Raw genomic sequence first — 14724 nt, 5'->3', positions numbered from 1 at the left:
GGCTCCAGGCTACCGAAGCGGGTCGGCGGTCGTGCCGATGAGTTTGCGCAGCGACTCGATGCGCGCCTTGCCACACTCGCCGAGCTCCCCACCCTCGACGCGGTCGATGATCTCCCAGTCGTGCGCCTCGGTGAGCGGGATGCCGCCCGGCGGTTCGCCCTCGGGCACGAACGCGGTCGCCGCGAACGACTTGAGGATGTTCGCGGGGTCGACGTGTCCGAGCCCGAACGAGCGCACTCCCGGGGTGTCGATGATCCAGCCCGTGCGGCCGTCGGGCGCGCGCAACCGCAGGCAGAGGGTCGACGACGAGGTGTGCCGGCCGCGCCCCGTGACGGTGTTGACCACGCCGGTCGCGCGGTCGGCGCCCGGCACCAGGATGTTGACGAGCGTCGACTTGCCGACGCCCGAGTGCCCGACGGTGACCGTCGTGTGACCCACGAGCAGGTCGGTGAGCGCCGCGAGCGGCACGTCGTCGTGCGAGAGGGTGACGACGGTCAGGTCGAGACAGGCGAACTGCGTGAGCAGCGGCGCCGGGTCGGCGAGGTCGGTCTTCGTGATGCAGAGGATCGGCTTCAGGCCCGCGTCGAACGCCGCCACGAGGTAGCGGTCGATGAGGCGGGCGCGCGGTTCGGGGTTCGCCGCGGCCACCACGATCAGCATCTGGTCGGCGTTGGCCACGATCACGCGCTCCACGGCATCGGAGTCGTCGGCGCTCCGGCGCAGTAGCGTGCTGCGGTCGTGCACCCGCACCACCCGCGCCAGCGTGCCGGGCTCACCCGAGGTGTCGCCCACCAGATCGACCCAGTCGCCGGTCACGATGTGCGTGCGGCCGAGCTCCCGGGCTCGGGATGCCGTGATCTCGCGTTCGACGGGCGTGTCCTGATCGATCAGCACCGAGAACCGACCGCGGTCGACCGTCATGATGCGGCCGGCCAGCGCGTCTTTGTGCTCCGGCCGCGTCTTCGTGCGGGGGCGGTTGCCCTTCGGGTTCGGCCGGGTGCGGATCGACGACTCGTCGAACTCGTCGTCGTCATCGTCGTCGGCGTCGGACCACCAGCTCATAGGCCCCCCGCGAGCATGCCGCGCCACAGCTCCGGAAACTGGGGGAGGGTCTTGGCGGTGGTGGCGATGTCCTCGATCAGCACGCCGTCCGTGACGAGGCCGATGATGGCGCCGGCCGTGGCCATGCGGTGATCGGCGTAGCTCGACCAGAGTCCGCCGTGCAACGGCTGGGGGGTGATCGCGAGCCCGTCGGGCAACTCGACGACGGCTCCGCCGAGATTGTTGATCTCGGTGGCCAGGGCCGCCAGCCGGTCGGTCTCGTGATGACGGATGTGCCCGATGCCGGTGATCTCGCTCGGCTCGGCGGCGAGAGCCGCGATGGCCACGATCGCCGGCGCGAGCTCACCGCCGGTGCTGAGGTCGATGCTGATGCCGCGAACGGTGTCGCCGCCGGTCACGGTGAGCCGGTCTCCGTCGCGTTCCACGGTCGCACCGAACAGGGGCAGGATGTCGGCGAGATCGGCTCCCACCTGGGTCGTCGACTCCGGCCAGCCGGTGATCGTCACCCGTCCGCCGGTGACGACGGCGGCCGCGAGGAACGGCGCCGCGTTCGAGAGGTCGGGCTCGATCGCGACCTCCGCCCCCGCGATCGCGCCCGCCCGCACCGACCAGCTGCCGTCGTCGCCCGACTCGGCATCGACGCCGCGGGCGCGGAGGGCCGCGATGGTCATGTCGATGTGGGGCTGGCTCGGCAGTCGCGCGCCCGAGTGGCGCAACTCGAGGCCGTCGTCGAAGCGGGCGGCCGAGAGCAGCAGGCCGCTGACGAACTGGCTCGACGCCGAGGCGTCGATGGTGAGGGAGCCGCCGGCTACCCGGCCGAAGCCGTGCACGGTGAACGGCAGGGCGGCGCGGCCGTCGTCGCCGATGTCGACACCCAGCGCGCGCAACGAGGTGATCGTCGTCGCCATCGGCCGCCGCCGGGCGCCCTCGTCGCCGTCGAAGGTGGTGGGACCGAGGGCCAGCGCGGCCACCGGGGGAAGGAAGCGCATCACCGTGCCTGCGAGTCCGCAGTCGATCGTGGTGCTGCCGATCAGCTCCTCGGCCGGCGTGATCTCGAGATCGGCACCGTATTCTCCGGTGCCCTCGACGGGGGAGACGGTGGTGCCGAGCGAGCGGAGGGCCTCGATCATGAGATCGGTGTCGCGCGAGTGCAGGGGAGCACGCAGCACCGACGGACCGCTCGCGAGCGCCGAGAGCACGAGTTCGCGGTTGGTGAGCGACTTCGAGCCCGGCAGCGAGAGCGTGGCGTCCAGCGGCGCGGTCGCGCGCGGCGCGACCCAGTGCTCGTCGACCGTGATCGGCGCGTCGTCACCGTAGGGATTGAACTCCGGCTTGGAATATCTCGAAACAGGCATCGGTTATCAGAATAGTCGGGTGCAGGCATCCGGCCCCTGGAAGATCATCATCGGGATGCGACCGAGTAGACGACCCGGGCAGACGATCCGAGCAGACGAGAGGAGAGCGCGTGACGAGCACCACGGCAGTAGCCGAGCGCATCGCCCTCGCTCCCACGATCGACCTCAGCGCGCCGGTCGTAGACTGGGGCGTGATGAGCACTCCCACTCCCGCAGAGCAAGCCCCCGTCGAACCGGCTCCCGCAGATCCGCGCGCCCTGTTCGAAGAGCAGGCGATCCCGTTCCTCGACCAGCTCTACGGCGCGGCGTTGCGCATGACCCGCAACCCCGCCGACGCCCAAGACCTCGTTCAGGAGACCTTCGTCAAGGCCTACGCCGCGTTCGGCCAGTTCGAGCAGGGCACGAACCTCAAGGCGTGGCTGTACCGCATTCTCACGAACACGTTCATCAACACCTATCGCAAGAAGCAGCGTGACCCCTACCTCAACTCCACCAGCGACATGGAGGACTGGCAGCTCGGCACCGCCGAGTCGGCGACCGCCACGCTCTCGAGCCGGTCGGCCGAGGCCGAGGCCATCGATCACCTGCCCGACAGCGACGTCAAAGAAGCGTTGCAGTCGATTCCCGAAGACTTCCGTCTGGCCGTCTACCTGGCCGACGTCGAAGGCTTCTCCTACCAGGAGATAGCCGACATCATGAAGACCCCCGTAGGCACGGTCATGAGTCGCCTGCATCGAGGCCGACGGCTTCTGCGAGGGCTTCTCACCGATTACGCACGCGAACGCGGCCTGGCCACCGCCAGCGTCAAAGGGAGCAAGAAATGACTGACTGCGGCTGCGACAAAGCCCGAGCCGAGCTCGAGGAGTATCTGCGCAACGAGATCTGCCGAACGGATGCCGCCGACATCCGTGCTCACCTCGAAACCTGCGAGGGGTGCCAAAGTGAACTGCACATCGGCATCGTGCTGACCCAGACCGTGCAGCGCGCCTGCAAAGAGACCGCCCCCGAAGAACTGCGCGACCAGCTCCTGGTGCGCATCCGCAGCCTGCAGAGTCACTAGCTAGCTGCCGCCGCGGCCGTGCTTCGCGCGGCTGCGGCGGGGCGCGCCGCCGCCTCTGCGGCGCGCCGGCACATGTGAGCACGCGGTCGCTGCGCGGCCACGCGCTCACCCTGGGTCGTCGACAAGGCCCAAACACCTGCGGTGCCGTCCCCGTCATCCCCGCGACATCGCGCGCCCCCCCCCGTTCCTCGACCTCTTCCGCCGAGTGGTCGCTTTCGGCGGCAAACACGCGCCCTTGGCGCACTTTCCGCCCACTCGGGTCCGTATCGCGGCGATCTCGGACCTCCTCGTGCCTCCGATCCCACGTCCCGCTCCGCGAGTGGTCACTTTCGACGGTAAAAGGGCGATCTTGGCGCGAATAGTGCCCACTCGGGCAGTGCCTGCGGTGGCCGGACGATTGCGTTCTTCCCATCCGGCGATCCCGTGCGTCGAGTGGTCACTTTCCGTTGTTAGCGCGCGGGTTTGGCGCGGATTGTGCCCACTCGCGGCTGTGTCGCGGGGCGGCACGGTTCGGACGCCCGCGTAAGGGTGGGGCGCGCGCTCTCGTCCGTCAAGTTGGCGCACGCCCTCGTCCGTCGAGTGGTCACTTTTGGGGGTAAGCGCGGGGTTTTGGCACGGATAGTGACCACTCGCGGGGGAGGGGAGGGCTGCGTGTCTTGCGGAGGAGGGCGGCGTGTCTCGCGCGAGGGGTGGGGTGTCTTGCGGGGAGGTGGGTGCGGGGGCGGAGGCGCGGGCCGTACTCGACGACCCAGGCTGAGCGCGTGGCCGCGCAGCGACCGCGCGCTCAGGTGTCGCCCCGCGCCGCAGAGGCGGCGGCGCGGGCTTCGGACGCCGCGCGAAGCACGGCGCCCGAAGCAGCTAGCTCAGCGCCCTCGCGATCAGCTCCGTCTGCTCCACCGCGTGGCGTTTGGCAGAGCCGGCGGCGGGGGAGGCGGAGGCGGGGCGGGAGACGACTCGCAGGGGGCGGCCCTCGAGGCGCTGGGGGAGTTCGGCGTAGATGAACGGCCAGGCGCCCTGGTTCTGCGGTTCGTCTTGCACCCACACGAGCTCGGCGTTCGGGTATTCCGCGACGACCACGTTGAGCTCTTCGACGGGCAGCGGGTAGAACTGCTCCAGGCGAACGAGCGCCACACCGTCATCCGGGTTCTTCTGCAGTTCGCTGGCGAGGTCGTAGTGGATCTTGCCGGAGTGCAGCAGCACGCGGCGCACCGCGGCCTTGTCGGTGATGCGTGCGTCGTCGATGACCGGTTCGAAGCGACCCTCGGTGAGCGATTCCACCGAACTGGTCGCGCCGCGCAGTCGCAGCATCGCCTTCGGCGTGAACACGATCAACGGCTTGCGCGGGCGGGCGTAGGCCTGCCGGCGCAGCAGGTGGAAGTACGACGCCGGGGTCGAGGGCCGAGCCACGATCATGTTGTCTTCGGCGCACATCTGCAGGTAGCGCTCGATGCGGGCCGACGAGTGGTCGGGGCCTTGACCTTCGTAGCCGTGCGGCAGCAGCAGCACGAGCGACGAGCGCTGGCCCCACTTCTGCTCGGCCGACGAGATGAACTCGTCGATGATGGTCTGCGCGCCGTTGGCGAAGTCGCCGAACTGCGCCTCCCAGAGCACGAGGGCGTCGGGCCGCTCGACGGAGTAGCCGTATTCGAAGCCCATGGCGGCGTATTCGCTGAGCAGGGAGTCGTAGATCCAGAAGCGGGCCTGGTTGTCGGCGAGGTTCGCCAGCGGCAGCCACTCCTGGCCGTTCTCACGGTCGTGCAGCACCGCGTGCCGTTGCACGAACGTGCCGCGGCGCGCATCCTGACCCGCCAGGCGCACCGGGGTGCCCTCGACGAGCAGGGAGCCCAGGGCGAGCAACTCGCCGAACGCCCAGTCGATGCCGCCGTTGCGGGTCATCTCGACGCGCTTCGTGAGCAGCTGCTGCAGCTTCGGATGCACCGAGAAACCCGCGGGCGGGTTGTTGAACGCGTCGCCGATGAGCTGGATGGTCGACTCGGAGACCTTGGTCTCGAACGGCGACTTCGCGCTGTCGTCACGCTGCGCCTCGGGGCGCTCGAGGTCGGCCACGGCGTTGACGTCGCCCGTGACCACCGGGATCGACGCGGTCTGCGCCGCGTGCGTCTCGGCGAAGGCCCGCTCGAGGCGGTCCTGGAAGTCGGCGTGGGCGGCCTCGTACTCGGCCTCGGTGATGTCACCACGGCCGACCAGCGACTCGGTGTAGAGCTTGCGCACCGACCGCTTGGCCTCGATGAGGTTGTACATCAGCGGCTGGGTCATCGACGGGTCATCGCCCTCGTTGTGACCGCGGCGGCGGTAGCAGATGAGGTCGATGAACACGTCGCGGTGGAACTGCTGGCGGTATTCGAAGGCCAGCTGGGCCACACGCACGACCGACTCGGGGTCGTCGCCGTTGACATGGAAGATGGGGGCCTGGATGGTCTTGGCGACATCCGTTGAGTACACCGACGACCGCGACTCGGTGGGCGGCGTGGTGAAGCCGACCTGGTTGTTGATGTTCACGTGGATGGTGCCACCGGTGCGGTAGCCGCGCAGCTGCGACATCTGCAGGGTCTCGACCACGACGCCCTGGCCCGCGAGGGCGGCGTCGCCGTGGATGAGGATGGGCAGGGTCGAGAAGGTGCCGATCGGCTTGCGATCCTGCTTCGCGCGGGCGATGCCCTCGAGCACGCCGTCGGCGGCCTCGAGGTGCGAAGGGTTCGCCGCGAGGTAGACCGGGATCTCTTTGCCGTCGCTGGCTGTGAAGGTGCCCTCGGTGCCGAGGTGGTATTTCACGTCGCCCGAGCCCTGCACGGTGCGCGGGTCTTGGGTGCCCTCGAACTCGCGGAAGATCTGGCCGTAGGTCTTGCCCGCGATGTTGGTGAGCACGTTCAGCCGGCCGCGGTGGGCCATTCCGATGGCGACCTCGTCGAGATCTTCTTCGGCCGCTCCCTGGATGATCGCGTCGAGCAGCGCGATGGTCGACTCGCCGCCCTCGAGCGAGAAGCGCTTCTGGCCGACGTACTTCGTCTGAAGGAACGTCTCGAAGGCCTCGGCCTCGTTGAGCTTCTCGAGGATGCGCATCTGCTCGTCGTGGCCGGGCTTGGCGTAGGGCCGCTCGACCTTCTCCTGGATCCAGCGGCGCTGCGCGGGATCTTGGATGTGCATGTACTCGATGCCGATCTTGCGGCAGTAGGAGTCGCGCAGCACGCCCAGGATGTCGCGCAGGTAGGCCTGCCGGGTGAGGCCGAACTCGCCCGTGACGAATTCGCGGTCGAGATCCCAGAACGTCAGCCCGTGGGTCGCGATGTCGAGGTCGGGGTGGGTGCGCTGGCGGTATTCCAGTGGGTCGATGTCGGCCATCAGGTGGCCGCGCACGCGGAACGCGTTGATGAGCTCCTGCACGCGCGCGGTCTTGTCGATGGCGCTCGCCTCGTCGACGCTGATGTCGGCGGCCCAGCGGATGGGCTCGTAGGGGATGCGCAGCTCGGCGAAGATGTTCTCGTAGAAGTGGCGTTCGCCGAGTAGCAGCTCGTGCACCTTCTTCAAGAACTCGCCGGAGCCGGCGCCCTGGATGACGCGGTGGTCGTAGGTGGAGGTCAGCGTGATGACCTTGCCGATGCCGAGGTTCGCGAGCACCTTGGGCGAGGCGCCCTGGAACTCGGCGGGGTATTCGAGCGCCCCGGCGCCGATGATGGCGCCCTGGCCCTTCATCAGCCGCGGCACGGAGTGCACGGTGCCGATGCCGCCCGGGTTGGTCAGCGAGATCGTGGTGCCCTGGAAGTCGGCGGCGGTGAGCTTGTTCTGCCGGGCGCGCTGCACGAGGTCTTCGTAGGCGGCGAGGAACTCGTTGAAGCCCATGGTGTCGGCGCGCTTGATGCCGGGAACCAGCAGCGCGCGCGAGCCGTCGGGCTTCGGGATGTCGATGGCGATGCCGAGGCCGACGTGCGCGGGTGCCACGACGGAGGGCTTGCCGTCGACCTCTTCGTAGAAGACGTTCTGGCTCGGGAACTCCTTCAGCGCCTGGATGAGGGCCCAGCCGATGAGGTGCGTGAACGACACCTTGCCGCCACGGGCGCGACGGAGGTGGTTGTTGATGACGATGCGGTTGTCGATCAGCAGCTTCGCCGGGATCGACCGCACGCTCGTGGCCGTGGGGACGGTGAGACTCGCGTCCATGTTGGTGGCGAGCGACTTCGACATGCCGCGGAGCGGGGTGACCGTGTCTTTCTCGGCGTCTTCGGCCGCCTCCTTGGCGGCCTCTTCGGGGGTGCTCGGCCGGGCGCTCGGCGCCTCGGCCGGGATGGGCTGCGGCTTCGCCTCGATGCTCGTGGTGCGCGCGACCGGCTGGGTCGCGGGGCGCGAGTCGGCGGTGGGGGAGGGCGCGGCCGGCGCCGGGGCCGCGGGGCCGTCGGACTCGGCGGCCTCGATGCCCGTCGGGGCGGCGGATGCCGGTGCGGCGGTGGGGGCGGCGGGCGCGGGTGCGGGTGCCGCGGCGGCGGGTGCCGGGGGAGTTGCGGCGGCGGCATCCGGTGCGGCCGCGGCATCCGGAGCCGTGCTGCCCCCGGACACGTGCGAGCGGTAGCTCTCGAGCACCGGCCACCACGATTTGTCGACCGAGTTCTTGTCGGCGACGTACTGCTCGTAGAGCTCGTCGACGAGCCACTCGTTCGCTCCGAATTCGCCCGACGCGCCGTCGTCGGTGCTCGTACCTGTCAATTGGCTAGCCAAAGCCGATCGCCCACTTCCCGTTGCCTCACGTAGGTCGCACGTGCCGGTGTCTGCTGCGCTGCTTGTTCACGCGTGGACACGTGCAGCAACAAGCCTATGCCTTTCGCGCTGGTAGTCCGCCCAGCCGGGGCCGGTTAGCGTGGAAGCATGGAATTCTATGGCGATCCCGGCCGGAACGACTTGACCTATTCCGACGTCTTCCTCATTCCGAGCCGCTCCGCGGTGACGTCACGACTGGATGTCTCGCTCGATCCGACCGACGGCACCGGCGCGACCATTCCGATCGTCTCGGCGAACATGAACTCGGTCACCGGCCCCCGGCTCGCGGCCTCGCTCGCGCGCCGCGGCGGGCTCGGTGTGCTTCCGCAGGACATGCCGCTGCAAGACCTGGATGCCGCGATCCGCTGGGTCAAGCAGCAGCCGGTGGCCTTCGACACCCCGTTCTCGTTCAGCCCCTCCGACACCGTCGAGGACGCGCTGCGCGTGGTGCCGGCCGTGGCCGGCCAAGGGCTCGTGCTGCACGAGCCCGACGGCACGTTCGTGGGGTGCATCGCGGCGTCGCGCCTGGCGACCGCGCTGCCGGATGCCCGGCTGGGCGATCTGCTGCACGGAGCCCTGACCTCCATCTCGGCCGACGACGTCGCGGGCCCGCGTGACGCGTTCGACGCCATGGTCGCCGCCGACATCGACTTCGCGCCGATCATGCGGCACGGTTCCGTGGTCGGCACGCTCAGCCGCACGAGTGCGCTGCGCTCGACCATCTACCGCCCGGCGCTCGACGGTTCGGGGCGCCTGCGCGTGGCCGCCGCCGTGGGAATCAACGGCGACGTGGTCACGAAGGCGCGTGCGCTCGTGGCCGCGGGGGTCGACGTGCTCGTCGTGGACACCGCGCACGGCCATCAGGAGGGCATGCTGCGCGCACTGCGGGCGCTTGCGAAGGCGAAGCTCGGCATCCCGATCGCGGCGGGCAACGTCGTGACCGCGCGGGCCGTCGCCGACCTCGTGGATGCCGGTGCCGACATCCTCAAGGTGGGCGTCGGCCCGGGCGCGATGTGCACGACCCGCATGATGACGGCGGTGGGCCGGCCGCAGTTCTCGGCGGTTCTCGAGACCGCGGCGGCGGCGCGCGAGCTGGGGGCGCACGTGTGGGCCGACGGCGGGGTGCGGTACCCGCGCGACGTCGCCCTGGCGCTGGCCGCGGGGGCGGCATCCGTCATGATCGGCTCGTGGTTCGCCGGAACCATCGAGGCGCCCGGAACCCTCGACGTCGACCCGGCCGGCCGGCTCTACAAGGAGAGCTGGGGCATGGCCTCGACGAAGGCGGTGCAGGAGCGGTTCAGGCGGCTCGACGCGTATGAGCTCGCGCGCAAGACGCTGTTCGCGGAGGGCATCTCGTCGAGCCGCATCTACCTCGACCCGCTGCGGCCCTCGATCGAAGACCTGCTCGACATGATCACCGCCGGGGTGCGCTCGTCGTTCACCTATGCGGGCGCGTCGACGCTGGCCGAGTTCCACGACCGGGCGCTCGTCGGCATCCAGTCGGCCGCGGGCTACGAGGAGGGCAAGGCGCTGCCGGTCAGCTGGTGAGCCGAGCGGGGCGGTGGCGGGCCGGGGCGGTGTCCGGCCGGTCGCCGGCTCGGGGCCGTCGGGTTTGCGGCGCGGCCGCGTTCGGCTATCCACCCCTGGCTGACGGTCAGCAGCCCACGGTATAGTGGGCCGGACAATGGACGACCCTCCCTCTGCCCATCATCCGTCACCGACCATGATCACGCATGATCGACACCGCCGCGGGGGTTCCCGTGGTCTTTGAGTTCGTCATGCTGGGAGTCGGACTCCTGCTCACCGTCGGAACCGGCTTCTTCGTCGCATCCGAGTTCTCGCTGGTCAATCTCGACCGCAGCGACCTCGAGGCGCGCAGCGAGCGCGGCGAGAAGGGCCTCCAGCCCGCGATCGCCGCGCTGAAGCACACCTCGACCCACCTCTCCAGCGCGCAGCTGGGAATCACCCTCACCACGCTGCTCACGGGTTACACCATGGAGCCCGCGATCTCGAGCCTTCTGCGCGACCCGCTGATGGGCCTCGGCATTCCCGAGGGCGTCGTGCCGGCGATCAGTGCGGTCATCGGCATCCTGATCGCCACCCTGTTGTCGATGATCATCGGCGAGCTCGTGCCGAAGAACTTCGCGCTCGCGCTACCGCTCAAGACGGCGCGCATCGTGGTGCCGTTCCAGTTGGCGTTCACGATGGTGTTCCGCCCCGCGGTCTCGCTGCTCAACAACAGCGCCAACGGACTGCTGCGGCTCGTCGGCATCGAGCCGAAAGAGGAGTTGTCGGGCGCGCGCACGGCCGAGGAGCTCTCGTCGCTCGTGCGCCGGTCGGCGCTCCAAGGCAGCCTCGAAGAAGACACCGCGACGCTGCTGAACCGCACGCTGCTGTTCTCGTCGCATACGGCCGCCGACGCCATGACGCCCCGGCCCCGCATCTCGAGCGTGAAGCGCAGCGACTCCGCGGCATCCGTGTTGCAGCTCGCGCGCACCACCGGGCACTCCCGCTTTCCGGTCATCGACGAGGGCATCGACGACGTCGTGGGCATCGTGCACGTCAAGCAGGCGATGGCCATTCCGCACGAGCGCCGCGGCGAGGTGCCCGTGGTCGCCATCATGACCGAGGTCACGCGGGTGCCCGAGACGATGCGGCTCGACGTGCTGCTCGGCGAGCTGCGCGGCCGTGGATACCAGATGGCCGTGGTGGTCGACGAATACGGCGGAACGGCGGGGGTCGTGACCCTCGAAGACCTGGTCGAAGAACTCGTCGGCGACCTCGCCGACGAGCACGACCGCAGCCGGGCCGGAGTCGTGGTGTCGAGCGGTGCCACCACCTTCCCCGGCATCCTGCGCCCCGACGAGCTGGCCGACCAGGCGGGCATCCGGGTGCCTGAAGACGGACCCTATGAGACCGTCGCCGGTTTCGTGATGAGTGAGCTGGGGCGGCTGCCCGAGGTCGGCGACACCGTGACGCTGCCCGAGGGGGCGTTGCGGGTCGAGCGACTCGACGGCCGGCGCATCGATCGGCTGCGGTTCATCCCGTCGCCCGAGACCGCCGAAGAAGAACGAGAGGATGCCGCGCCCGGCAGACTCGCGACCGGCGAGAGCAAGGGGGCCACCCGTGGCTGATTGGCTGGGGATCTTCTGGCTCGTGGTACTGCTCGCGGGCAACGCCTTCTTCGTGGCGGCCGAGTTCGCCGTCATCTCGGCGCGACGGTCGCAGATCGAGCCGCTCGCCGAGCAGGGCAAGTCGAGCGCGAAGACGGCGCTCTGGGCGATGGAGCACGCCACGCTCATGCTGGCGACCAGCCAGCTCGGCATCACGGTGTGCTCGCTGCTCATCCTGAACGTCTCGGAGCCGGCGATCCACCACCTGCTGGAGGTGCCGCTGCACCTGACCGGGCTGCCCGAGGAGGCGATCGGCACCATCGCGTTCATCATCACGCTCGTGCTGGTGTCGTTCCTGCACGTGGTGCTCGGCGAGATGGTGCCGAAGAACCTGTCGTTCTCGATGCCCGACCGCGCCGTGCTCATGCTCGCGCCGCCGCTCGTGGGCATCTCGCGGCTGTTCAAGCCGGTGATCGTGGCGCTGAACTCGACGGCCAACGGTGTGCTGCGGCTGTTCCGGGTGGAGCCGAAGAGCGAGGCGGCGAGTGCCTTCACGCTCGACGAGGTGTCGACGATCGTGGCGCAGTCGAAGAAGGAGGGCGTGCTCTCCGATCGCACCGGCACCCTGTCGGCGGCGTTCGAGTTCACCTCGAAGACGGTGGCCGAGGTCGCGGTGCCGCTCGAGTCGCTGATCAGCCTGCCCGAGACGGCGACGCCGGCCGACGTGGAGCGCGCGGTGGCGAAGTACGGCTTCTCGCGCTACGTCATCGTCGACGACGAGGGCCTTCCGGCCGGGTACGTGCACCTCAAAGACGTGATCGACCTCGACGACGACGAGTTCGACGACCCCATCCCGCCCAAGCGCATCCGCCTGCTGCCGTCGATCTTCGAGAAGACCGACCTCGAAGACGCCCTCGCGTCGATGCGCCGCTCGGGCGCTCACCTGGCGCGGGCCTTCACCGAATCGGGCCTCACCACGGGCGTGCTCTTCCTCGAGGACATCATCGAGGAGCTCGTGGGCGAGGTACAGGACGCGACTCGGCGGTAGCTGCGGTGTGTTAGCTGCCGCCGCGGCCGTGCTTCGCGCGGCTGCGGCGGGGCGCGCCGCCGCCTCTGCGGCGCTCCGGGACATGTGAGCGCGCGGTCGCTGCGCGGCCACGCGCTCACCCTGGGTCGTGTGGGCGCGCCCAGCGGCTTCGCCGCCGCTGCCCCCACATTCTCCCGAGAAGTCACTTCTCGGTGCCCGAGGTCGCATTCGGCACGGATTGTGAAATCTCGCGGGCCCCGCCTGCGCCGAGAAGTCACTTCCTGTCACTGGCGGGCGCCATTTGCACCGAAAAGTGACTTCTCGCCGGGCGATGCCATCCCACCGTCTCCCTGTACTCCGCCACGAGGTCGTGTTTCGTCGCTGCCGCGCGCCATTTGCACCGGGCTGTGACTTCTCGCGGAACTGCGCAGGGAGGCTGAGTCGAGAGTGGGCGGGGTCGGGCGCGAGCAGGTGGCGGGGCTCGCCGCGAATGGGTGGTGTGTGCGCCGTTGGGTGACGTGGCAGATGAGCGGGCGGCATCCGCGTGCTTGCTACCCCACCTCCGCCGAGAAGTCACTTTTCGGTGCTTGAGGGGTGCACGCGCACCGGATTGTGACTTCTCGCGGGATGGCGCAGGAGCGAGTTGGGCGCGAGCGGGTGGGGAGAGCGCGGGTGAGGCCGGGCGCGAGTGAGGCCGGGCGCGGGTGGGTGGGGTGTGCGCGGGGTGGCTGGTGAGGGGCGGCATCCGCGTGCTCGCTACTCCCACCACCGCCGAGAAGTCACTTTTCGGTGCTTGAAGGGTGCATGCGCACCGGATTGTGACTTCTCGCGGGTGGCCGGGCCGGGTGGGCGGGGTGGGGTGCGAGAGGGGTGGGGTGAGCGCGAGTGGGGCGAGCGCGGGCGGGGGCCGCTGCTGTTCGCTGCCTCTGCCTGCGCCGAGGAGTCACTCTTGGGTGGCTGAAGGGGGTGATTGCAACGAGAAGTGACTTGTCGAGGGAGGGGCGCTCAGGGGTTGGGGCAGGGGCGGCACGGCAGCGCACGCAACGGGCCGCTGTCGACGACCCAGGCTGAGCGCGTGGCCGCGCCAGCGACCGCGCGCTCAGGTGTCGCGGCGCGCCGCAGGGGCGGCGGCGCGCCCCGTCGCAGCCGCGCGAAGCACGGCCGCGACGGCAGGGTCACAACTTCGCCCGCACGTACTGCGGCGGCCAGTAGGTGAGGTCGACCCCGAGCTCGCGGGCGGCACGGAGGGGGAAGTGGGGGTCGCGCAGCAACTCTCGGGCGAGCATCACGGCGTCGGCACGACCGGAGGAGACGACGTCTTCCGCCTCTTGCGGGGTGGTGATGAGGCCGACGGCCGACACGGGGGCGGGCGCGTGCTCGCGCACGTAGGAGGCCAGGGGCACCTGGTAGAGCGGGCCGACCGGGATGCGCGCGCCCACCACGTTGCCACCGCTCGAGATGTCGAACACGTCGGCTCCGGCATCCCGTGCCCAGCCGGCTACGGTGGCGGTCTGCTGCTCGTTCCATCCGTCGTCGACCCAGTCGGTGGCCGAGAAGCGCACGAACAGCGGAACGGCCTCGCCGATCTCTGCCCGAACGGCGCGCACGACGTCGATCAGCAGCCGCGCCCGGTTCTCGAGCGACCCGCCGTGCTCGTCGGTGCGCAGGTTCGACAGCGGCGAGAGGAACTGGTGCAGCAGGTAGCCGTGGGCGGCGTGGATTTCGAGCACCTCGAAGCCGGCCTCGATCGAGCGCCGCGCGGCGGACACGAAGTCGTCGACGACCCCGTCGATCTCGCCGGCCGACAGCTCGTGCGGCACGGCGTAGTCGCCGAACGCGATCGCCGACGGGCCCACGGGCTCCCACCCGCCCTGCTCGGCTGGCACGGTGCCGCGCTCGGGGCTCCACGGCTTGAAGGTCGAGCCCTTGCGCCCGGCGTGGGCGAGCTGGATGCCCGACACCGAGCCCTGCGACCGGATGAACGCGGTGATGCGGGCGAACGCGTCGCGCTGCTCGTCGTTCCAGATGCCGAGATCCTGGGGCGAGATACGGCCCTCGGGGCTCACGGCGGTGGCCTCGGTGAAGATGAGCCCCGCGCCGCCGGTGGCGAACGACCCCAGGTGGATCAGGTGCCAGTCGCCCGGCATGCCGTCTTCGTCGTCGGCCGAGTACTGGCACATCGGCGCCACCCAGATGCGGTTGCGAGTGGTGACCTCGCGGATGGACAGGGGGCTGAAGAGCGCGGATTCGGGCACTGACGACCTTTCGCAGGAGACGGTGGCAGACGATGACCACCGGTTCGATTATCGCCTGTGCCGGAGCGGCTCCGGTCGCCCTATC

The 14724-nt window shown here is 69.8% G+C and carries 9 protein-coding genes; 5 read left to right on the top strand and 4 right to left on the bottom strand.

Features of this window, described 5'->3' with window-relative positions; translation table 11 throughout:
- Window positions 1–9 precede the first annotated feature (9 nt).
- Together rsgA and aroA are read right to left on the bottom strand one after the other, a co-directional pair.
- Window positions 10–1062: a ribosome small subunit-dependent GTPase A gene (rsgA, locus tag N1032_RS09800; RefSeq protein WP_259538875.1), complete on the bottom strand. Its 1053-nt coding sequence runs from the start codon at window positions 1060–1062 to the stop codon at window positions 10–12.
- On the bottom strand, window positions 1059–2417 hold the full coding sequence (gene aroA, locus N1032_RS09795) for a 3-phosphoshikimate 1-carboxyvinyltransferase (protein ID WP_259538874.1): 1359 nt from the start codon (window positions 2415–2417) through the stop codon (window positions 1059–1061). Before aroA ends, rsgA begins: the two co-directional genes overlap by 4 nt.
- A 194-nt stretch (window positions 2418–2611) precedes the next feature.
- Between aroA and N1032_RS09790 the strand changes: the two genes are divergently transcribed.
- Both N1032_RS09790 and N1032_RS09785 read left to right on the top strand, forming a co-directional pair.
- Window positions 2612–3241 carry a sigma-70 family RNA polymerase sigma factor gene (locus N1032_RS09790; RefSeq protein WP_259539178.1) on the top strand — a complete coding sequence of 210 codons (630 nt, stop codon included), beginning with the start codon at window positions 2612–2614 and terminating at the stop codon, window positions 3239–3241.
- A complete protein-coding gene (locus tag N1032_RS09785; protein ID WP_259538873.1) occupies window positions 3238–3477 on the top strand; it encodes a zf-HC2 domain-containing protein in 240 nt (79 codons plus the stop codon). Before N1032_RS09790 ends, N1032_RS09785 begins: the two co-directional genes overlap by 4 nt.
- 858 nt (window positions 3478–4335) lie before the next feature.
- On the opposite strand, the gene N1032_RS09780 is transcribed toward N1032_RS09785, so the two are convergent.
- Complete coding sequence (locus N1032_RS09780) at window positions 4336–8205, bottom strand: multifunctional oxoglutarate decarboxylase/oxoglutarate dehydrogenase thiamine pyrophosphate-binding subunit/dihydrolipoyllysine-residue succinyltransferase subunit (RefSeq protein ID WP_259538872.1); 3870 nt, start codon at window positions 8203–8205, stop codon at window positions 4336–4338.
- 147 nt (window positions 8206–8352) lie between these two features.
- Here N1032_RS09780 and guaB1 point away from each other — a divergent pair, with 147 nt between their 5' ends.
- The 3 genes from guaB1 (at window position 8353) to N1032_RS09765 (ending at window position 12405) form a co-directional block, all read left to right on the top strand.
- On the top strand, window positions 8353–9792 hold the full coding sequence (guaB1, locus tag N1032_RS09775) for a GMP reductase (RefSeq protein ID WP_259538871.1): 1440 nt from the start codon (window positions 8353–8355) through the stop codon (window positions 9790–9792).
- A gap of 185 nt (window positions 9793–9977) precedes the next feature.
- The gene (locus tag N1032_RS09770) at window positions 9978–11378 is read left to right on the top strand and encodes a hemolysin family protein (RefSeq protein WP_259538870.1); all 1401 of its coding nucleotides are present in this window, start codon (window positions 9978–9980) and stop codon (window positions 11376–11378) included.
- Complete coding sequence (locus N1032_RS09765) at window positions 11371–12405, top strand: hemolysin family protein (RefSeq protein WP_259538869.1); 1035 nt, start codon at window positions 11371–11373, stop codon at window positions 12403–12405. The genes N1032_RS09770 and N1032_RS09765 overlap by 8 nt, the downstream gene beginning before the upstream one ends.
- Window positions 12406–13559: 1154 nt before the next feature.
- Here the strand turns inward: N1032_RS09765 and N1032_RS09760 are convergent.
- Complete coding sequence (locus N1032_RS09760) at window positions 13560–14639, bottom strand: NADH:flavin oxidoreductase/NADH oxidase (protein ID WP_259538868.1); 1080 nt, start codon at window positions 14637–14639, stop codon at window positions 13560–13562.
- Window positions 14640–14724 lie beyond the last annotated feature (85 nt).

The organism is Herbiconiux daphne, assembly GCF_024979295.1.
Classification (GTDB): Bacteria; Actinomycetota; Actinomycetes; order Actinomycetales; family Microbacteriaceae; genus Herbiconiux; species Herbiconiux daphnes.
The sequence above is the reverse complement of the archived record's forward strand: the minus strand, read 5'-3'. Positions and strand labels throughout refer to the sequence as shown.